Below are 20,769 nucleotides of genomic sequence, written 5' to 3'. Positions count from 1 at the left end.
GGAGGGCTTAAATTGAATAAAAAAGCATGGCTAACATTTATAATGTTCATTTCCGTTTTTTCACTTATAGCATGTAATAGTGAAAATGGAGCTTCAACAGATGAAGTGAAAACTCTAAGGCTAGGCCATATTCAAAATGAAGCTGATGCTTGGCATAAAGGTTCATTAAAATTTTCCGAATTGGTTCATGAAAAAACGAATGGCTCTGTTAAAGTAGAGGTTTATCCAAGCTCTACTTTAGGAGCTGACCGTGATTTAATTGAAGGGATGCAAATTGGCTCTGTTGATTTCGCACTTGTAGCAGGAGTAATGTCGAACTTTCACCAGCCATACTCAATATTAGAGCTTCCTTATTTATTTGAAGATTTAGAACATTTGGAAAAGTTTGTATATGGAAGTGAAGGAGAAAGTCTGCAAGAAGAAATGTTAGAAGAAACAGGTGTAAGAGGCTTGGAATTTTGGTTACGTGGGCCTAGACAATTAACAACCAATCGTCCGGTTGAATCACCAGAAGATTTAAGAGGTATTAAAATACGCGTACCTGATATTGAAGCATCTGTTGAGGGGTGGAAAGCTTTAGGAGCCAATCCTACTCCAATGAATTTCGGAGAAGTATACTCTTCGTTGCAAACAGGAGTTATTGATGCTCAAGAAAACCCGATTGCATTTACGGCTAGTGCAAGAATACAGGAAGTACAGAAGTACTTAGTAATGACAGACCATGTATTTGGATATGTACAATTATTAATGAGTGATAAAACCTTTGAAGGCTTAACTGAGGCTGAACAAGAAGCCGTTTTAGAAGCGGCAGAAGAAGCTCGTATTTTCCAAAATGAAATCGTTTTCGATGAAGAGGAAAGAGCTTTACAGATGATGTTGGATTCTGGGATTGAAACGATTGAAGTTGAACTTGAGCCATTTAGAGAGGCTGTGCAGAGTGTTCACCGTGAATTAGCAGATAAATATGGACAAGAACTTTATGATGCTATTACGAATTTAACAGAATAGTGGGGGGAGCATCTGTGAATTTATACTTGAAATTTATAGACCGTTTAAATACGAGTATCAAATACATTGTATCTGGTATGTTATTAGTGCTGGCCATTTTAGTATTTTTACAAGTGATAACGAGATTTGTTATTAATGTTCCATTAAGTTGGACTGAGGAGATAGCAAGATATTTAATGGTTTATATTGTTTTTTTGGGCTCTGGACTTGCTATGAGAGCCCAGCAGCATATTGCCATAGATTTTTTACTTGATGTAATTAGTGCAAAAAATAAAAAACGTTTAACCTATTTTATTTTGTGGGTTTGTGTTGCGTTTTTCAGCCTTTTAGTCTTTTTTGGCACTCATTTAACATTATTAGTTATGAGCCAATCTACTCCAACTCTACAATACTCAATGGCTTTTGCTTATGCAGCTGTACCGATAGGTTCTAGTGTCATGCTGTTAAATGCAATAGCTGTATTAATCGATTTAAAAAAAGAAAGAGTAGTAGAGGCAGAAACGGTTGGTGATTTAAAGTGATAACAGTATTAATAGTAGCTTTGCTTATATTCTTTATTTTAGGTGTACCAGTAGCAGTGGGGCTTGGTTTATCTACGGTATTAGCTTTAATCGTGGCTGGTGATATGCCTTTATTAGTTGTTGCTCAAAGACTCTTTGTATCATTAGATTCATTTCCTCTGTTAGCGATTCCTTTATTTATTTTAGCTGGAGTCATTATGGAATATGGAGGGATTTCACAAAGGTTAATTAATTTAGCTAATGCTTTAACAGGCCATGTCTCTGGTGGTCTAGCGATTGTTACGGTTGTTACGACCATGTTTTTTGCGGCTATTTCAGGCTCAAGTATTGCGACGACAGCTGCATTAGGAGCTATTCTAATACCAGCCATGATCAACAGAGGATATCATAAAGAATTTGCTGGAGGTATTCAAGCCGTATCTGGTACATTGGGCATCATCATGCCACCTAGTATCCCTTTGATTTTATATGGTACAGCAGTGGGGGCATCAATCGGTGACCTATTTATCGCGGGAATAGTGCCTGGAATCATTTTAGGTATTGGTCTAATTATTACCGTATTTATCATAGCCAAAAGACGAAATTATAAGCGTGAACCGAAGAAATCTGGAAAAGAAATATTGAAAGCGTTTGTTGAGGCGACTCCTGCCCTTATTATGCCCATGATCATTCTAGGTGGAATTTATAGTGGAATATTTACCGCTACTGAGGCAGCAGGAATAGCAGTTGCTTATGCTTTAATTGTAAGTATATTTATTTATAAGGCGATTAATCTTAAAAATATAAGTGAAATTTTAAGTAAAGCATCCATTACTACATCGACTATTATGTTTATTCTTGCGACGGCAGGCTTATTTAGTTGGGTATTAACGATTGAAAATGTCCCGCATCGAGTAGCTAGTGTCATTACTTCAATATCCGATAGTCCTGTAATCTTTTTAGGATTCATTATTATTCTATTATTAGTAATTGGTCTTTTTATGGAAACGAATGCATCTATTATTATTCTTGCACCAATTTTGGCACCTGTAGCGATGGAGCTTGGAATTGATCCTATTCATTTTGGTATGGTAATGATTGTAGCTCTGGCTATTGGTATGATTACTCCACCACTAGGATTAAATCTATTTATTGTCTCGAAAATTGGAAAAGTACGTATTGACCATTTAACAAAAGGAATGATTCCTTTTTATATAGCGATTTTAATAGCGTTACTTATCATTACGTTTATTCCTTCTATAACGACAAGCTTTGTAGAATGGATGAAATAAATATTTTAATGGAGGAGTAGATAGTATGGATCGAATGGATTTGATAAGCTCATTAAAAGAAACAGGGAAGTTTATGATGGACAATGATTTGGCTTGGGGTACAGCTGGCAATATAAGTGCAAGATTATCAGATGATCAGTTTTATGTATCGGCGACCGGAACCTATTTAGGTGAACTACAAATCGATGATTTTTCTCTTTGTTCCAAAGGAAAGCATTTGGAGGGAAAGAAGCCCTCTAAAGAATATATTTTTCATCAGTACCTTTATGAAGAGCGAGACGACATTCATGCGATTTTACATGCATCACCCTTTTATAGCACATTGATTGCAAACTCTGATTTAGAGTTACCTTCTAATTATTTTGTGGAGTCGATGTATTATCTTGAAAAGGTAGCACGCATACCTTTTTATAATCCTGGCAGTATAGAGTTAGCCGATGCTATAAAGGAAAAAGCTAATGAGGCAAATGTGTTTTTATTAGAAAATCATGGTGTCATTGTGTGTGATGTTAACTTAAAAGAAGCTAGAATGGCTTTACAAACCCTTGAATATACAGCAAAAATGCATATTACAGCATTAGAAAAGAATATTAATATGAATGGGTTGAGTGAAGACACTGTAAAAAACTTTATCTACCATTCCGGTTATAAACCCTTAAGAAAATGGAATAAAGCTTAGTGTTAAACGAACTTCTTTTATAAACGAATGGGTGCTTGAAAATATTTATACTCAAGCACCTTTTTTATTTATAAATGAACCCATTTCATCATTCCTATCTTTTAATGAAACAGAGCTATAGAGGATTTTAATTTTCACTTTAGGTAGAAGCTTTCCTAAGGGCTTGCTTTCATCTAACTACGACTACGCAGAGCGTCGTCAAAGTGGATCTTCAAACGGCGCTCATCCTTTGGGAGTCACTAATGCAAGTATGAAATGGATTCAAATACCTACTTTTTATAAGTTTTACATCACTTTATGAGAAATAGGAGAGGAAAGCTTCATCATTGTATATGGCTCTCCGTATTCCATCGTTAAATCAATGAAGCTCTCTAATAAATCGTTGGATTCTGTAACCACTTTAACAAGATAACTATATTCTCCTGTTAATCGATGGCATTCAACAACAGTAGGATGTTCTAGGCAAAACTCTCTGAAAGCCTTACACCTATGGGTTTTTACTAGAATATAGGCCTGTACTAATTTATTTATTTTATTAGGATTAATAATAGCTCGATAGCTTGTAATAACGTCTTGCTCCTCCAATTTTTTAACTCTTTCTGTAACAGCAGGGACTGATAAGGAAACCTTCTTCCCTAAATCTGTCATAGAGATTCGACCATCTCTCTGTAAAATATTTAAAATTCTCCGATTAAGTTCATCCATTATTTTCACAACCTTAATAATTAATGTATTTCGTTAGATAATCTGTTTTTTTAAAGTATAACAGGATTAATTACGTGAAAATAGTATGTGTAGAAGTCCTGATGCATTATAAAATAATATCAAATGTTAGAGGGGGGCTTTGTATGAGCAAAGATAACCGATGCTTGAAATGTTCTTCATCCATAAAAGGTTTGGCCTATAGCTGTGTTCATCATTGTACGTATTGTCATAGCTGTGCGAGTAAATTGCAGATGATTTGCCTTAACTGTAATGGGAAGCTAACCAAAAAAGCATAGATGAATTCTTATTGGGAGGAAATTTTGTGGAAGAAAGTGCTCTTATTATAATCGATGTACAGGAAGCATTCTATCATCAAAAATGGGGAGTTAGAAATAATCCTCAGGCAGAGGGAAATATCGCGAGAATTCTTAAACGTTGGCGAGAGAAAAATCAGATGATTATTTATATTAAGCATCAATCGGATTCTCCAACCTCTCTTTTTTCACCCAATCATGATGGTTTTAGAATTAAAAAAATAGTTGAGCCTAAAAAAGGGGATGTCGTTATAACGAAAAAGGTTAATAGTAGCTTTATAGGCACTGAATTAGAGTCATTTCTACATCAAAATAAGATCCATTCATTAGTCGTAACAGGTTTAACTACACCTCATTGTGTATCAACAACTGTTCGAATGAGTAGTAATTTAGGATTCAAGACTTATTTAATTGAAGATGCAACAGCTGCATTTGGTATGACTGACCATCAAAATGTTTATTATGATGCTGAGACCATTCATGGGCTATCGATAGCTACTCTTCATCAGGAGTTTGCTACTATCTTATCGACCCAATCCCTATTAGAGGTGTGAATAAAATCGTATTAATATCTAAAAAGTAAAGGATTGTTTTCTACACTTGTATTAGCTATGGTTTATTCTTTAAGCTTTAGCGAACTAGTAAGATTATTACCTCCTAAAAAGGATAGATTGAATAGAAGACAAAAAGAGGACACAGTGAAATCCACTCTGTCCTAATTTGTATGTTGATTTTTCATTGTCAATGTATATTTCGTAATGTTAGATAAAAGAGATTTCAATAAATATGTATTTCTGTTTCTACTGATAATCTTCAGCAAAGGACTCGCCATAAATAAAAAGTAGCATATGATTTCCAATTTTCCCATGTCATCTCATCTTTAATATAAGAAAAAAACTTTAGGATTAGAATCATTGAAAAGAAGGGGATTAGGGGAATGTTAATCTCCTAAAGAAATCCCTTCTTCCAGCAACTGTGTTTATAAATATATCTCCTTATTCGTGATTTACGACATAATGTAATTCTACAAATTGATTATACGTTTTGACATTTTTTAAATGTAAATCTATGAAATAATCTCCTTTTTGAAAAAGGGAAATTCCTTGGCCGATAACCTTTGGAGCAATGGTCATAATCACCTCATCGATTAATCCTTTTTTTGCAAAAGAAGTAACTAACTCTCCTCCCCCTAGTAACCATATATCTTTTCCGGGTCTCTGTTTTAATTCTTTTACAAAATCAACTATATTAGGGTTAATAAAAGTTATATTCTCCGAATGTTCTAATTGAGAGCGTGTTAAAACGTAACTTTTTTTATCGGCATAGGGAAATTCTTCTATATGAGCAGGGTTATTAATCCAATTAAAAGTCTTTCTACCCATAATCACTGTATCAATCGTTTTATAAAAGTCTGAAATACCATTATCCCCTTCGCCTTCAACTTCAAAAAGCCAATCTAACTTGTCCTCTTCAGTCGCAATATATCCATCTAAACTGACCGCAATAAATAACATTACTTTTCTGTTTGTATTCATTTTCATCACCTCTTTTTAGTATACTCTTATTATAAAAAAATAATATGACAACTAATGTCATGATTAAAAATATAGTTAATTGAGGGATATTATGCGAGCAGAGCGATTATTGGATATGATCATTCTTTTACAAAATAGAGGAAGAATGACAACAAAAGAACTGGCAGATGAGCTCCATGTCTCTCAGAGAACGATTCTTAGAGATATGGATTCTTTAAGTTTGGCCGGTATACCGATTTACTCAAAGCGAGGTAAGTATGGTGGCTGGGAAATATTAAATGATTATAAATTAAATCTTATGAATGTGAAAGAAGAAGATTTATATTCACTAATTGCCTCTCCATCGGAAAAAGTACTAAATGATTTAGGGGTCTCTTCAAAGAAAACGATTGAGGTTAGAGAGAAAATATTATCCTCTTTACCAACTCATACTAGTGACAAGACCAAATTTATTTGGGAAAGAATATATATGGACACAGAGGGATGGAGAGAATCGAAGGAGAGCTTAACGTACCTTGGGCTCGTTCAAACAGCTGTTTTTGAAAGCAAGCAGCTAAGAATAATCTATAAAGGATATAGTGGAGAGGAAAAGGAGGTCTTCATTATGCCTTTAGGACTTGTGATACAAAATCATAACTGGTATCTGGTAGCTAAGAGAGGGGAAGAGTTTCGTAATTATAGAATTTCTAGAATCCTGTCTGCTACTGTACTTGATATTGTTTTTGAGCGACCTCCTCACTTTCAATTAAAAGCTTATTGGGAGGCATCTAAGAAAAGGTTTATTGAAAGCTTGCCCCAATTTCCTGTTGAAGTTGAAGTGAATGAATCGATTTTAAGTCGTCTAACCTACACATCCAAATTTGTACAATTGATAAACAAGGAGCAACAACCAGGTGGTGTAGTTAAGGCGCAATTAGTATTTAACGATAAACAAGAGGCATTGGAATATATTCTAGGCTTTGGGCATCAATTGAAAATCATTTCTCCAACCTATTTAATAGAAGAGCTGATCATTTCAGCAGAACAGCTCCTACTACAATATAAATGAAGAATATTTAGCCATTTTAGACAGTTGCTATTTTAGGTTCATTTTTTTATTCAACTGTATCAATAAGAAAAATGTTACCGAATTTATCAACTAGGCTTCCATAACCAGGGCTGAATGAAGTTTTTGGAAAGGCATTTTTACTTTCCCATTCTCTTATAGTTGCTCAAATTAATGAGCGGAGGTTTTGACATTATTGCTTGATATACAGATGGTGACTTGAGCACCTGCTTTAACAGGAGTAGGCATTAGCTTTTTACTACGAGCGCGGAGTATTGAGGGCAACCGAGATGATTTTTAACTTCTTGATGATGAGTTTAATGGAAGATTAGTATATTTTTAAAGGATTTCAATGATTGTTATCGTAGTTAGAAGATGAGAGTAATTTATAAATTAGATATTTACTCTTTAGGAGGAACTTGAATTGAAATCAGAAATCAATAAAGAAGTCCAAGAAGCGATTATATTTATACAAGAAAACCTCTATAATTCCATAGAATTAGAAGCATTAGCCAAGCATATTTCATATAGTCCATATCATTTTTCTAGGCTATTTAAAAAGGAAACCGGTATGTCACCGTTATACTATGTCTCCTCTTTACGGCTTCAAAAAGCAAAGGAGCTACTTTTAACAACTGAATTTACTATTCGAGACATTGGAATGGAAATTGGGCAACAAAGCTTAGGAACCTTTACCTCAAGGTTTTCAGAAAAAGTCGGAATGACACCTGGAGCATTTAGAAGAATGGGACATAGTGACAATCATCACCTACAGTTGCTCAAAAGACTTTCTAATTGGAATGAACCTATCCAAGCTCATTTTGGTTATTCACAATTGACAGGGACGATTTGTTCTGAGAAGCCTTTTGATGGTGTAACTCTTATAGGCTTATTTAAAAAGCCAATTCCAGAAGGGATGCCTGAGTTTGGAACGTTAATTTCTGGAACAGGCGACTTTGTTATTAATAATGTAAAGCCTGGCACCTATCACTTACTCGTAACAGCATTAAATTGGCATGCTGTTATTAGCCAAGTGTTTTTGCCATTTAATACTCTTCGAACGCGTATAAAAGAGCCAATCATTGTAAAAGAAAATCATCATCTTCCTCATTATCATCTTACACTTAGGCCTCCTTCACTAGATGATCCACCCATTTTAATATCTTTACCTTTACTCATGCAGACATTTTTACAACGTGTTCAACAATTGTAGCAAGATAGAAGTAATGTAGTGTTGAAGTAGGATATAAAATGATATAAAAAAGAGGTGATAGATTTGAATGTACATGAAGAATTAGTGAAGGAAATAATTGATGAATTTGAAAAGACAAAAAGTATTTTAACCATAATTCCTGAAAACCATTGGAGTTGGCGGCCTCATGTGAAATCGATGTCAATTGGACAGCTAGCCTTACATATTGCATCTATTCCAGGGAATTTGGCTCAATTATTTAGAGCAGAGAGTCATGAAATACCAGATGTACCACTGCCCGAAGTAGCTTCAAAACAAGAATTAATGGCTGAGTTTGAGAGAAGTAAAGAAATAGCAATGTCTATATTGGCAAATTGGAACGAAGATGATTTACAAGCAACATGGTCGATGACTAATAACGGTGTGTCAATTATGAATGGACCACGCTATTCAATGGTTCGTTCGTTATTATTCAATCATTGGTATCATCACCGTGGACAGTTAATCGTCTATTTAAGAATGCTAGATGTAGCTGTTCCTGGTATGTATGGACCAAGCGCAGATGAAGCGTAGTCAGGTCATTTTGTTATTTACTACTAAAAGGACATTCCTTAATTATGGAATGTCCGGTAGTTTTAGTGTTTTTAACAAGTGCTATTTTTTACTTTTAATCGGAATCCATATTTCTGAATAAAAGTTGGTTTTGTCTGAACCATCTTCAGGATATACTTCCATCTCAGGCGTTCCGGCATGCTCATAATCGCTAGTAGGAAACCATTCAGAAAATATTTTTTTCCACGTATTTTGCATCGCTTCAGGCATTGGTCCACTCACTTCAAATACGACCCACTTGGATGCAGGGATATCTATCAATTGGAACAGATCGGATTCTGTCATAGTCGATTCCACGGCTACCCAATAATCAATCAGCTGTTCATCTACTTTTAAATCATCACATATTCCTAAAACCCCTTTTATACCACCATTATTAAGCTCGAATAATTGGCTAACTGTGCCGTTATGGTTAACCTCTTGCCAAAGTTTTGGAATCTCAACTAAATTTTCATTTCCTTTTAATGAGTACGTCTTTTTAATACCCACTGCTTTGAAACTTTCTTTTTCGACAATATTGTATTTCACTGGCTCTGCTCCCTTCAAAATAACTTGAATAATGAGGCGATCATAAAACTTTAGCTTTCCTCTATATCTCATGGCTTCAGATGGTGCTACACCATGCTGTTTGCGAAAAGCTTTAGAAAATGATTCTGGAGTGTCATAACCATATTTTAAGGCTATATCGATGACTTTTTGCTTCGAGGAGGACAATTCTTCTGCGGCCAATGATAAACGTCTGCGACGAATATATTCACTAACTGAACAATCCGTTAAAAGAGCAAATGTTCGTTGAAAATGAAATAATGAAGAATTTGCTTGCTCCGCTACTTTGTCTAGTTTGATATCCTCTAGTAGGTTTTCCTCCATATAATCAATCGCTGATTGTATGTTATGAATCCAATTCATTTTCTCCGCCTCTTTCTTATTATAAAATGGAGCAAATTAACGATCCGGTCATTTTATGCTCAACTATGACAGATATTCTTTTTGTAGGCTAAAAACACCCTCCTAATGATCATATACTATTAATATGATGTAGGGGGTGTTTTTTTCGCTGTATCATTTTATTTATGTGTTTTTATAATCATTAACGAGAGGTGTATCCGGCATCTGCATGGATAGTCGTTCCTGTAATATAGGAAGATGCATCAGATGCAAGCCAAAGGCTAGCTTCGGCAATTTCTCTTGGCTGACCAAAGCGGTTAAGTAGGCTTAATTGTGGTGCATATTCCTCCTCTGAAAATCCAAATTGCTCTAAAGCGCCTCTAAGCATTGGGGTATCAATGGCACCAGGAGCTACTGTATTAACACGGATATTAAGTGGACCATTTTCCATTGCAGCCACCTTTGTCATGCCAACAACACCGTGCTTTGCGGCAACATAAGCAATGTTGTTTGGTTGAGGTCTAAAGCCACTTACTGATGATATATTAATGATTGAACCGCCTGTTCCTTGCTTTTGTAATTGTTGAAGTTCATATTTCATACATAATGCCGTACCTTTAAGGTCTACAGCAATTAATCGATCCCAATAGTCCTCATCAAATTCAGCAGCGGGCTTGTCATCAGGAGTTAAAGCTGCATTATTTACGGCTACATCTATTTTTCCATAAGTTTGAACAGCAAAACTAACCATCTCTCTCACTTCATTAGAATTAGAAATATCAACCTTGAAAAAAGCGGCTGCACCTCCTGCTGCTACAATGTCTTCTGTTACTTTACGACCTTTTTCTTCATTGAAATCTGCTATTACTACTTTTGCTTTTGCTTCTGCAAAAAGCTTAGCCGTAGCTTCTCCCATACCCATTGCAGCACCTGTAACAATGGCTACTTTTCCTTCTAATACTGGAAATGTCATGATAATCCCTCTCCTCATTTAAAAATCAATACTTTCTTTCACTATAGTAATGTTAAAGAAAGCTGACAATAAACAACCTTAGTGACTTTGTTTATTACTAAACAACCCTGCTTATTGTGTTCAGTAAAATTGCAAATTATGTAGCTTTTACACATAATAAAGAGGGAGGCGAAATTAATGGAGCATGATTATTTAGATAAGCGTGTGCAACGTTCAAAAGCTGCTTTAAAACAAACCTTTCTTCAAATATTACAGCAAAAGCCATTTGAACAAATAACCGTTTCGGAAGTAGCTAGAGAAGCCAATTATAATAGAGGTACTTTCTATGCAAATTTTGAATCAATGGAACAACTATTAGATGAAGTATTAAAAGATACATTGAATGAAATGATTAAACAAATAAAAACACCTTATATGACAAGTCAAAAAGTTAATATGAGAAGTTTACATGCAGAGGACATTACATTATTTTCTTATTTTAAGGAGAATGCAAGACTTTACAAGCTTTTACTAAGCCCACATCTAAGTGTAGATTTTCGTTATCAAATGGCTAAAGCAATAGAGCAATTATTTGTAAAGGAATATGAATATGAATACGTAAATTCGGTTGATTTAAGTCCAAAATGGTTTTACATATATAGAGCCCATGGGATCGCAGGACTCATTATTCGTTGGATAGAAGAGGATTTCCCGGAATCTCCTTCCTTTATGTCCGAGCAAATTATTGAATTAATGGTAGCGTCTACAGAAGTTTTTCATGTGAAAAAAACAAGTGGAGGAGATAAAGAGAAGGGTGGTCTTCATGAGTCATTTTAAAAGTATAAATGGAAGTCTATTAAAACATGATTTTTACCCTAAGGTGACCGCTTTTTATTTTAAGACATGGATATCTTTCTATATGGATTTCCATAGGCATGATGATATTGAAATTATGTATGTGTTGAAAGGCCAATGTATAGTAAAGGTAGAGAAACAGTCGTTACTTTTAAAGCAAGGAAGCTTTATTTTATTAGACGCTAATGTTCCACATAAGCTAGTCATTGACCCAAACAAGCCATGTAGAATGTTAAATATTGAATTTGGTTTTGTAGAAAAAAACAACCTCCTTCCCCCTCTTAGAAAATTAATCAATGAATCTCAGAACTTACATGAATTTTTGAGATTTCCTTTTAAATACTTAGTTTTAAAGGATACAAATGAAATTTATCATACTCTTAAAAGTCTCGTTCTTGAATTAGATAGTAAGGAAGAAGAGCAAGAATTAATGGTTCAGCTCCATATGACGCAATTATTTGTATGGTTAGCAAGGATGATGAAGAATGCACTTCCTCAAAATGAAGAGGCGAATGTATATGTGAAAAGAGCGATTGATTTTCTACATCAAAATTATGATTGTGATATTAAAATAAAGGATGTGGGTGAGGCTGTTAATCTTCATCCTGGATATTTACATCGAATTTTTAAAAAGCAGATGAATCTAACAATGGTCGAATATTTGACTAGCTTACGAATTGAAAAAGCTAAAATGCTATTATCTGAAACAGAAATTCCGATTATCGATATTGCTGTTTATGTTGGGATGAATAGTCGTCAATATTTTAGTTTATTGTTCAAGAAATATACGGAAACGACACCTTTACAATATAGGAAGTTTAGCCAGCGTAATGTTCATCAAATTAAAGAATAAGATCATGAAGTAGAATAGAAGTTCATTTATAATGTTCCTTTTTCGAAAAAAGAAGTTAAGATTTTTTACTTTAAAATGACCCAAAAGTTATAGATTTGAAAACGCTTTTATATGGTTGTTGATAAACTTTATTTACATAGTAATTTTCTAAAACAAGGAGTTGAAGAAAATGTCATTTAAAATAACGTTTATCGGTGCTGGAAGTATTGGTTTTACAAGAGGCTTATTGCGAGATATGTTAGCTGTACCAGAGTTTAAAAATATTGAAGTCGCTTTTACTGATATCAATCGTGATAATTTAGAGATGGTAACTCAGCTATGTCAACGAGATATCGATGAAAATGGATTAAAGATTACCATTCAAGCTACCACCGATCGTAGAGAGGCTTTGGAAAACGCTAAGTATATTTTTTCAGTCGTGAGGATTGGTGGGCTAGAGGCGTTTAAATATGATGTTGATATTCCATTGAAATACGGAATTGATCAGTGTGTAGGCGATACTCTTTGTGCTGGAGGGATTATGTATGGACAAAGAGGTATTCATGAAATGCTGGCTATTTGTAAGGATATTCGTGAAGTAGCAGCATCTGATTGCCTATTGCTCAATTATGCGAATCCAATGGCTATGATTACATGGGCATGTAATCATTACGGAGGAGTCCAAACGATTGGATTATGTCATGGTGTTCAAGGTGGGCATAGGCAAATTGCAGAGGCTTTTGGCTTGAAGAAGAAAGATGTTGATATCATTTGCGCTGGAATTAATCATCAAACTTGGTACATTAGCGTTAAGCATGAGGGCGAGGATTTAACACCAAAGGTATTAGAAGCGTTTGAGCAGCATCCTGAGTTTTCAAAAACAGAAAAGGTCCGTATCGATATGCTTAAGAGATTTGGCTATTATTCAACTGAATCTAATGGTCATTTAAGTGAATATGTGCCGTGGTATAGAAAACGTCCTGAAGAAATCAATGAGTGGATTGATTTAGGATCTTGGATTAATGGAGAAACGGGCGGATATTTGAGAGTGTGTACAGAAGGTAGAAATTGGTTTAAAACAGATTTCCCGAACTGGTTAAAGGAACCGGCCTTAGAGTATAGCCTAGAGAAGCGTGGGGAAGAGCACGGATCTTATATTATTGAAGGCTTAGAGACGGGGCGGGTATACCGAGGTCATTTTAATGTTGTAAATAATGGAGTTATTTCTAATCTGCCTAATGATGCTATTATTGAGGCACCTGGATATGTGGATCGAAATGGCATAAACATGCCTCACATCGGAGAGCTTCCATTAGGCTGCGCAGCTGTTTGCAACACAAGTATATCTGTACAAAGACTTTCAGTAGAAGCCGCTATATCAGGGAATGATCAATTATTACGACAAGCGATGATGATCGATCCTTTAGTAGGAGCTGTTTGTAATCCGCCAGAAATATGGCAGCTTGTCGATGAAATGCTTATTGCTCAAGAGGAATGGTTACCTCAGTTTTCAGAAGCCATTAAGTCGGCAAAGGAACGAATGGAAAATGGGCCATTAATTGCTACGAAAGAGTATGCAGGTGCTGCACGCATTAAGGTGAAAAGCGTAGAAGAGATGGCAGAGGATCGAGAAGAGGCAAGGAAAAATGCAAGTGAAGCCGACAAAGCCCAAGAGAGACCTGCGGCAAGTAAATAGATAATACCTGTTTTAATTTCCGTAACAAAAAAGTCCTGATAATAGGATTTTTTTGTTTTTTTTTTGCATGAACGATCCTTCTACTTTGTGTTTGAATGAAATTTCCTCTAAGAAATGCCTACCCAGTGAACAGCCATCAAGCCTCATTCATTCGTATGATTCTGACTCCTTAAGATGTGCTCTAAAAAATGATATTGACACACTATACTATACCACATATAATATTGTTGAAAATGATATTATATGTCGTATAGTATTATATGGATGGAACGGAGGTGTTTTAATGTCATTTCAGTTAGGTTCCTCTTTACTCGATGCGTGTGTGTTAGCGGTTTTAGTGAAAGAGGATACTTATGGTTATTCACTTACCCAACAAGTACGTGAGGTGATGGATATATCAGAATCTACTCTTTATCCGGTATTGCGCAGGCTGCAAAAGAAAGAATTTTTAACTACTTACGATCAGCCATTTCAAGGTAGAAATCGAAGATATTACCGAATTACAGCTAGTGGCATTGAAAGATATGAAGAGCTTAATAAAGAGTGGGTGGAATTTAAACATAAAATTGATTCCGTTTTAATGGGGGGGAAACAGAGTGAGTAAAGAAGAATATTTAAAAAAGCTACAAGTTAAAATTAAAAAATTACCTAAGGAAGATATCAATGAGGTAATGGACTTTTATAATGAGTATTTTCTAGAAGCGGGAGATGAAAATTCAGAAGCTGTCATTTCGAGGCTAGGTTCTCCATCTTTTGTAGCATCACAAATTTTGGCAGATTATGCGGTTAAAGAATTGGATCACCCAACGGTTTCAACGAAAAAGAGCTTTTCGGCTATGTGGCTCATTATACTAGCTATTTTAGCAGCTCCAATTGCTCTACCTATGTTAATCGTTATGGTTACTCTAGCATTTTGTTTAATTCTTGTGTACGGACTTTTTATTTTAACACTATCCATATTGGTCTTCTGTTTGCCTATTAGCGGAATTTATAGTGTCATATCTGGGTTTGCGGTAATCTTTCAACATTGGCAAACCTCTATATTCTTTGTAGGTGTAGGTCTAGTTGCTATCGGTTTAGGAGTCCTTTTATATGGCCCTTTTATACGATTTACTAAGGCAGCCAACTCAAGGCTAGTGAAATTGCTGAAAAGATTGTTTGATAAAATGATACCGAAAAGCAAGGAGGAAAAGTAGATGAAACGATCCAAAAGAGTCTTCACCGTATTTGCTAGTGCACTTATTTTTATAGGAATTCTTCTAGCATTAGTTGGTCTTTTAAATGGAACGAAATTTTCTATCATTACAACAGCGAATGGATTTCAGGCTGTAGGTAAAGAAGATCGTTTACAAGAGATAGTAACATTAGATGATTTTAATCGAATTCAGTTAGATCTTTCGAATGCAGATATTGAAGTCATTCCTTCAGATGAATTTAAAATAGAAATGGATAAATTAAGATATACAGAGGTTAATTATTCTGTTGAGAATAATACTCTAGTCATAGAGGATAAAGCGTTCTCTCGATTTAATTTTGCAATGAGCTTTTCAGCAAACATCCATAAAACCAATATCAAAATTTATGTTCCTGAGGATATCGAGTTTGATGATATAAACCTAGCAAATAAATTTGGCGATATACAGTTAGCTGGCATCACCTCCAACCAAATAAATATTTTAACGAATGACGGTGATGTGACGATGAATAATATTCAATCGAATCAATTAATGATAAAAAATCAATTCGGAGATTTGACCGCTTCTGAAGTGAAAACAGATGATGTAAAAATAGAGATGAGTGATGGAGAAGCTCAATTGGATTTTATAGAGTCTACTAATACATCTTTAGAGAATCATTTTGGGAATGTGACTTTAAAGAATTTTTCAAGTAAAGAGACGGAGCTTGGAATAACTGATGGTCATTTAAAAGTAGACGGTGAGCTATTGGGGCAAACGTTCATCCATTCTAGCTTTGGAGATGTATATCTAGATTTAAAAAATACGGAATCCGAATTAAGCTATCAGCTTGAAACTAGTTTTGGTGATATTACAATAAACGGAAATGATTATTCTTCAAAAGCTGTTTCTTCAGTGGATACTGAGCACTCATTAAACATTCAATCCAAGGACGGAGATATAGAAGTTATTTTCGAATGATTTACTAGTTAAGTATTTAGTAGATTGGCTGGTCTAAGCTCAGTATGAACTTAAACCAGCTTATTTTTGTGTCTAGCAACGTCATTAAATGATGACTGTAAAGCTTTTCCTTCTGATTTCCCTATAAAATCTGTTATGATAGAGTCGTATCATTTAATAGGTATCGGCCAAAAAAATCTTTATATGTTATTTTGAGATTTTGACTGATCCTGAAAAGGAGAGGTGAAGATTGAATTCATTACCTGTATTTCAACGTTATCTAATTTTTATATTAGGTCTTTTTTTTATGGGCTTAGGAATTGCTCTTGTTACCAAATCAAGTCTTGGAACGACAGCAATATCAAGTGTACCTTATGTATGGAGCTATGCCGTTCCTGTTTCATTTGGGACATTGATACTCATTGTTTGTGTCATCTTTTTATTATTACAAGTTCTAATAGTTGGTAAAGAGTTTCCGAAGGTTCAATATCTACAGTTATTAGTTGGGCCTATTTTTGGTTTTTTTATTGATTTCGGAATGTTTCTTTTTTCCTTTATAACGATAGATTTATACGTATTACAGCTTGGTGCAGTTATTTTTGGCTCCTTTATATTGGCATTGGGCATTTATTTGCAGGTAGGAGCCGATGTTATTATGAATCCAGGTGAAGGAATAGTCAAAGTGTTAGCAATGAAATGGAATATCCAGTTTGGCAATATGAAAATTATGTTTGATTGGAGTTTAGTAGTTATAGCTTTTCTCTCGTCGTTAATGCTTTTAGGAGAGATAGTTGGGATAAGGGAAGGAACGGTTTTATCAGCCTTTTTAGTCGGCTACTTTATAAAAAAACTTCGTTATTATTTTGATGAACGTCATTTAATGAAATCAGTTACAAAAGTCGATAAAGAAGCTGTTTAAAAAAATGGTCTAAGGAAGTGTAGCATGAAGGTTGCCGTCGTTACAGGAGCTAATAGTGGTTTTGGTTTACTGATAGCTCAAAAGCTTTTAGCAGCTAATTATATAGTTGTCGCGACAATGAGAGATGTTAGGAATCAAAGTGAGTTAATGCATTACGCAGAAAAAAACCATAAAGCACCTAATTTGTTTGTCTGGCAAATGGATGTAACGGATGAAACGCAAATTAAAGAGGCTGTTCAAGTAGTTGAAGAGAAGTATGGAAAAGTAGATGTACTCATCAATAATGCTGGTTATTGCCAGGCGGGGTTTCTAAAGGATTTAACATTAACACAGTGGAAATCGCAGCTAGATGTAAATGTAACAGGGGTGTTTATTGTAACAAACCTGTTCTTGGAGCTGCTGAAAAAATCTGAGAGAGCTAAAGTTATTAATATAAGTAGCGTGAGTGGCTTGATTGGATTACCTGGTTTATCCTCTTATTGTTCATCGAAATTTGCATTAGAAGGATTAAGTGAGAGTATGAGATGGGAACTGAAAAAAGAGGGAATTGCCGTTTCATTAGTTGAACCTGGTTCCTATCAAACGAAAATATGGAACAAATCCTTGCAGCAAGTGGAAAACCAATCAGAGTCCTTTAATGATTTTGAGAAAAAAGTGATGGAGCAAGCAAGAGCTTCTTCTGAAAATGCTGCAAACCCAGAAGAAGTGGCAAGCTTAGTCCTAACTATTTGTAAAAAATCAAATCCAAAGCTGCGATATCCAATCGGAAAAAATATTAAATTCATTTATTTAGCTAAAAGATGGCTCCCCTCAAGCTGGATAGATTTTATACTATGGAAAAAATTGAATTCTTAAGTGGATGTTCATTAAACCCAGATTACAGGTATAAAAGGCCTGTATATTTGGTTTTTTTTTATGATCGCTCAGAAAATAACAGTCTAGAAAGCTCCTCTTTGTTCATCATTAAATCAGCTAACGTATATTGATCGAGAACCTGTAAAAAAGCTTCGTTTGCTTGATAGAGGACACTCTTTAGCTTGCAGACTGAACTAATGACACAGTTATGATTTTGATTAAAGCATTCGACAATATTCAAATCCTCCGTTTCTCGTACTAGTTGACCTACATTAATATCGTTTGGATCCATCTTCATTTGGATTCCGCCATTTCTTCCACGGATTGTTTCAATATAACCTCTTTTCCCTAGCTCATGAATGATTTTCTGCAAATGATTATTGGACAATTGATAAAATCTGGAAATCTCCTTAATGGACGTTCTTTTTCCCTGTTCAAGTGCACCTATATAGATTAAAGCTCTTAGCGAATAGTCGGTATATGAAGTTAATTGCATGTGAACACCTCGTTAACTTAAATGTGTCTAAATTTTAAAAGTAGTATTATATATATTGCTTTTAACATATTTATCGACTATTTTAAAGATGTATTTTAAATACTTCTTTAAAATTTAGCCCAATAAAATGGAAAAGGTGATTATATGCTAACTGAGAAGACGATCAATATTGTCAAAACGACTGCACCTGTATTAGAAAATTATAGCCAAGAAATAGGAGAGCGTTTTTATTCACTTCTTTTTTTAAAGGTACCTAGTTTAGGAAATATATTTAATCAAAGTAATCAAAAAAGAGGGATACAACAGGGCGCGTTAGCAAAAAGCGTATATGTCATCGGAGCACATGTTGATCAGTTAGAAAGTATACGGCCGATGTTAAAGAAAATTGCTCAAAAGCATCGAGCATTAGGGGTAGAGGCGGACCAGTATCTAATTGTAGGACAAACATTGCTTGAAGCTGTAAAAGATGTCTTAGGAGATGTAGCTACAGAAGAAATTATAGAGGCTTGGGGTGCTGCTTATAACGAAATCGCTCATTTATTTATTGAGATGGAGAAAGAGCTTTACAAGGGGGTTGAACAGCAAGTAGGTGGATGGATTGATACTCGTCCCTTTGTTGTAGCAAAAAAAGTAAAAGAGAGCTCTGTTATTACATCCTTTTATTTAACTCCACAAGACGGCCAGCCTTTACCAACCTTTAAACCAGGTCAATATATTACTATAAAGGCAGAAATAGATGGAGAAATATATACACATATGAGACATTACAGCCTTTCTGATGCACCCGATAAAGATTACTATCGAATCAGTGTGAAGCGTGAAGATGCTCATGACGGCAACCCGAATGGAGTTGTATCAACCTATCTACATAATAAAACATCCGTTGGAGATACATTATTGCTTACAGCACCAGCAGGTGATTTTATACTAAAAGAACCTTCTCGTCCAACCGTGTTTATTAGTGGTGGAGTAGGAATAACTCCTATGATTAGTATGGTTAAGAGCTTATTACAAGGTTCAACTAATACAGAAATCACCTTTATACATGCAGCCCAAAATGGAGATGTGCATGGAATGAAAGAGGAAATCCAGTCTTGGGCAGAATTATCGTCTAATATTCGTAGCTATGTTTGTTATTCTAATCCTACTGAACAGGATAGACAAAACAATCAATACGATAAAGAAGGCTATATTGACTTAGAATGGATGCAATCATTATTAGCTCATTATGACCATGATTTTTATATTTGTGGACCACAACCTTTTATGGAAGCGATTAATGAGCTACTAAAGAAGTGGGGAGTGCCTGATGAGCGAAGAATGAATGAATGGTTTACTCCTAATCATTAATATTGATTGGAAATGAAAAAGAGTTTGGGGCAGTGCCTGCTGGCTTTTCCCAAACTCTTTATGATTAATTTGACGATGAAGTTAATTTTTCTTAATAGGTATCCAAATCTCTGTTTGTTCTGAATCAATCATCTCCGGAGCATTAGCTAGCTCATAATCAGAAGTAGGAAACCAATCGGTGTACACCTTTTCCCACGTTTCGAGAAGAGCTTCAGGTAATGGACCTGTTACTGAAAAGACAGCCCAAGTTTGAGCGGGAATGCGAAGCTCAGACATTCCTTCTGGACAAGGATCAGAGGTTGCAGCTGCAATATAATAGTCTGTGCCACCATTTTCTAAAGATATGGATACATGCAAAATGCCTGGAAATGCGGTTGGGGTTAATTTTTTTAGTTCAAGCTCAATTTGCTCAAGGCTCTCCCACAGGTTAGGCTCAAACGCCCCTCCACTGTCAGCAACATACTCCCTTTTCCCTACAACGGTAAAGCTCCCTTTTTTAATGATTTTATAATCCATTTCAACATCTCCTTTTATAGATATTTGAAAGGTCATTCGTGGGTAGGCTTTTAATGGAACCGTGTTCTCTCTAACCTTACTAGGTGGAACATTGTGTAAGGATTGAAAGGCTCTTGAAAAAGAATCAGCTGAGCCATAGCCATATTTGATAGCTACATCCAATACTCGCATATCTGTTTCTATTAGATCAAAAGCAGCTAAAGTTAAACGGCGTTTACGAACATAATCTGCTATCGTTAAACCAGTGATAAAAGAAAACATTCTTTTATAATGGTGCTCGGAAAAGCAGAATATCTTAACTAATTCTTGTGGATCAATCTCGTCTGTTAAATGCTCCTCAATATAATGAATCGCCTCGTTTAATTTCTTTAAAATATCCACGGAATGAACCTC

General features: G+C 35.1%; 24 protein-coding genes. 18 read left to right on the top strand and 6 right to left on the bottom strand.

The window, feature by feature from the left end; translation table 11 throughout:
• Positions 1-12: 12 nt before the first annotated feature.
• The 4 genes from AZF04_RS14060 to AZF04_RS14045 are packed head-to-tail and all read left to right on the top strand — an operon-like array spanning position 13 to position 3,479.
• Positions 13-1,008: a TRAP transporter substrate-binding protein gene (locus tag AZF04_RS14060; protein WP_235599993.1), complete on the top strand. Its 996-nt coding sequence runs from the start codon at positions 13-15 to the stop codon at positions 1,006-1,008.
• Between the two features lie 14 nt (positions 1,009-1,022).
• Positions 1,023-1,529, top strand: coding sequence for a TRAP transporter small permease (locus AZF04_RS14055; RefSeq protein WP_061949269.1), 507 nt, complete (start codon positions 1,023-1,025; stop codon positions 1,527-1,529).
• On the top strand, positions 1,526-2,800 hold the full coding sequence (locus tag AZF04_RS14050) for a TRAP transporter large permease (RefSeq protein ID WP_061949268.1): 1,275 nt from the start codon (positions 1,526-1,528) through the stop codon (positions 2,798-2,800). The genes AZF04_RS14055 and AZF04_RS14050 overlap by 4 nt, the downstream gene beginning before the upstream one ends.
• Positions 2,801-2,825: 25 nt before the next feature.
• Positions 2,826-3,479 (top strand): class II aldolase/adducin family protein, encoded by a 654-nt coding sequence (locus AZF04_RS14045; RefSeq protein WP_061949267.1) that lies wholly within the window; start codon positions 2,826-2,828, stop codon positions 3,477-3,479.
• Positions 3,480-3,764: 285 nt separating this feature from the next.
• On the opposite strand, the gene AZF04_RS14040 is transcribed toward AZF04_RS14045, so the two are convergent.
• Positions 3,765-4,184 (bottom strand): Lrp/AsnC family transcriptional regulator, encoded by a 420-nt coding sequence (locus AZF04_RS14040; RefSeq protein WP_061949266.1) that lies wholly within the window; start codon positions 4,182-4,184, stop codon positions 3,765-3,767.
• Positions 4,185-4,285: 101 nt separating this feature from the next.
• Here AZF04_RS14040 and AZF04_RS21005 point away from each other — a divergent pair, with 101 nt between their 5' ends.
• Positions 4,286-4,480, top strand: coding sequence for a DUF1272 domain-containing protein (locus AZF04_RS21005; RefSeq protein ID WP_327020397.1), 195 nt, complete (start codon positions 4,286-4,288; stop codon positions 4,478-4,480).
• A gap of 26 nt (positions 4,481-4,506) precedes the next feature.
• Positions 4,507-5,052: a cysteine hydrolase family protein gene (locus AZF04_RS14035; RefSeq protein ID WP_061949265.1), complete on the top strand. Its 546-nt coding sequence runs from the start codon at positions 4,507-4,509 to the stop codon at positions 5,050-5,052.
• 441 nt (positions 5,053-5,493) lie between these two features.
• Here the strand turns inward: AZF04_RS14035 and AZF04_RS14030 are convergent, their stop codons facing one another.
• Positions 5,494-6,033: a dihydrofolate reductase family protein gene (locus AZF04_RS14030; protein ID WP_061949264.1), complete on the bottom strand. Its 540-nt coding sequence runs from the start codon at positions 6,031-6,033 to the stop codon at positions 5,494-5,496.
• Between the two features lie 91 nt (positions 6,034-6,124).
• On the opposite strand from AZF04_RS14030, the gene AZF04_RS14025 reads away from it, so the two are divergent.
• The 3 genes from AZF04_RS14025 (at position 6,125) to AZF04_RS14015 (ending at position 8,843) form a co-directional block, all read left to right on the top strand.
• Entirely contained in the window at positions 6,125-7,081 is a 957-nt protein-coding gene (locus AZF04_RS14025) for a helix-turn-helix transcriptional regulator (RefSeq protein ID WP_061949263.1), read from the top strand.
• Positions 7,082-7,502: 421 nt separating this feature from the next.
• Positions 7,503-8,291, top strand: coding sequence for a helix-turn-helix domain-containing protein (locus AZF04_RS14020; RefSeq protein ID WP_061949262.1), 789 nt, complete (start codon positions 7,503-7,505; stop codon positions 8,289-8,291).
• Between the two features lie 63 nt (positions 8,292-8,354).
• Positions 8,355-8,843, top strand: coding sequence for a DinB family protein (locus tag AZF04_RS14015; protein WP_061949261.1), 489 nt, complete (start codon positions 8,355-8,357; stop codon positions 8,841-8,843).
• Positions 8,844-8,924: 81 nt separating this feature from the next.
• On the opposite strand, the gene AZF04_RS14010 is transcribed toward AZF04_RS14015, so the two are convergent.
• Together AZF04_RS14010 and AZF04_RS14005 are read right to left on the bottom strand one after the other, a co-directional pair.
• On the bottom strand, positions 8,925-9,791 hold the full coding sequence (locus tag AZF04_RS14010) for an AraC family transcriptional regulator (protein WP_061949260.1): 867 nt from the start codon (positions 9,789-9,791) through the stop codon (positions 8,925-8,927).
• A gap of 181 nt (positions 9,792-9,972) precedes the next feature.
• Positions 9,973-10,743 (bottom strand): SDR family NAD(P)-dependent oxidoreductase, encoded by a 771-nt coding sequence (locus tag AZF04_RS14005; RefSeq protein ID WP_061949259.1) that lies wholly within the window; start codon positions 10,741-10,743, stop codon positions 9,973-9,975.
• Between the two features lie 177 nt (positions 10,744-10,920).
• Here AZF04_RS14005 and AZF04_RS14000 point away from each other — a divergent pair, with 177 nt between their 5' ends.
• The 8 genes from AZF04_RS14000 (at position 10,921) to AZF04_RS13965 (ending at position 18,014) form a co-directional block, all read left to right on the top strand.
• On the top strand, positions 10,921-11,559 hold the full coding sequence (locus AZF04_RS14000) for a TetR/AcrR family transcriptional regulator (protein ID WP_061949258.1): 639 nt from the start codon (positions 10,921-10,923) through the stop codon (positions 11,557-11,559).
• On the top strand, positions 11,546-12,430 hold the full coding sequence (locus AZF04_RS13995) for an AraC family transcriptional regulator (RefSeq protein ID WP_061949257.1): 885 nt from the start codon (positions 11,546-11,548) through the stop codon (positions 12,428-12,430). The genes AZF04_RS14000 and AZF04_RS13995 overlap by 14 nt, the downstream gene beginning before the upstream one ends.
• Positions 12,431-12,599: 169 nt before the next feature.
• A complete protein-coding gene (melA, locus tag AZF04_RS13990; protein WP_061949256.1) occupies positions 12,600-14,105 on the top strand; it encodes an alpha-glucosidase/alpha-galactosidase in 1,506 nt (501 codons plus the stop codon).
• A 283-nt stretch (positions 14,106-14,388) separates the two neighbouring features.
• A complete protein-coding gene (locus AZF04_RS13985) occupies positions 14,389-14,709 on the top strand; it encodes a PadR family transcriptional regulator (RefSeq protein WP_061949255.1) in 321 nt (106 codons plus the stop codon).
• Positions 14,702-15,301, top strand: a complete 600-nt coding sequence (locus tag AZF04_RS13980; protein WP_061949254.1) for a DUF1700 domain-containing protein — start codon at positions 14,702-14,704, stop codon at positions 15,299-15,301. The genes AZF04_RS13985 and AZF04_RS13980 overlap by 8 nt, the downstream gene beginning before the upstream one ends.
• Positions 15,302-16,261 carry a DUF4097 family beta strand repeat-containing protein gene (locus AZF04_RS13975; protein WP_061949253.1) on the top strand — a complete coding sequence of 320 codons (960 nt, stop codon included), beginning with the start codon at positions 15,302-15,304 and terminating at the stop codon, positions 16,259-16,261. It begins immediately after the preceding gene.
• A gap of 229 nt (positions 16,262-16,490) precedes the next feature.
• Positions 16,491-17,159 carry a YczE/YyaS/YitT family protein gene (locus AZF04_RS13970; protein WP_174522663.1) on the top strand — a complete coding sequence of 223 codons (669 nt, stop codon included), beginning with the start codon at positions 16,491-16,493 and terminating at the stop codon, positions 17,157-17,159.
• Positions 17,160-17,183: 24 nt separating this feature from the next.
• Complete coding sequence (locus AZF04_RS13965; protein ID WP_061949252.1) at positions 17,184-18,014, top strand: SDR family NAD(P)-dependent oxidoreductase; 831 nt, start codon at positions 17,184-17,186, stop codon at positions 18,012-18,014.
• Between the two features lie 58 nt (positions 18,015-18,072).
• Here the strand turns inward: AZF04_RS13965 and AZF04_RS13960 are convergent, their stop codons facing one another.
• On the bottom strand, positions 18,073-18,510 hold the full coding sequence (locus AZF04_RS13960; protein WP_061949251.1) for an Rrf2 family transcriptional regulator: 438 nt from the start codon (positions 18,508-18,510) through the stop codon (positions 18,073-18,075).
• A 144-nt stretch (positions 18,511-18,654) separates the two neighbouring features.
• Here AZF04_RS13960 and hmpA point away from each other — a divergent pair, with 144 nt between their 5' ends.
• Positions 18,655-19,860: an NO-inducible flavohemoprotein gene (hmpA, locus tag AZF04_RS13955; RefSeq protein WP_061949250.1), complete on the top strand. Its 1,206-nt coding sequence runs from the start codon at positions 18,655-18,657 to the stop codon at positions 19,858-19,860.
• An 81-nt stretch (positions 19,861-19,941) separates the two neighbouring features.
• Here the strand turns inward: hmpA and AZF04_RS13950 are convergent, their stop codons facing one another.
• A complete protein-coding gene (locus tag AZF04_RS13950; protein WP_061949249.1) occupies positions 19,942-20,757 on the bottom strand; it encodes an AraC family transcriptional regulator in 816 nt (271 codons plus the stop codon).
• Positions 20,758-20,769: the final 12 nt, after the last annotated feature.

Origin of the sequence: Alkalihalobacillus trypoxylicola (genome assembly GCF_001590785.1) — a bacterium.
GTDB classification, from domain to species: Bacteria; Bacillota; Bacilli; order Bacillales; family Bacillaceae_D; genus Alkalihalobacillus; species Alkalihalobacillus trypoxylicola.
The sequence above is the reverse complement of the archived record's forward strand: the minus strand, read 5'-3'. Positions and strand labels throughout refer to the sequence as shown.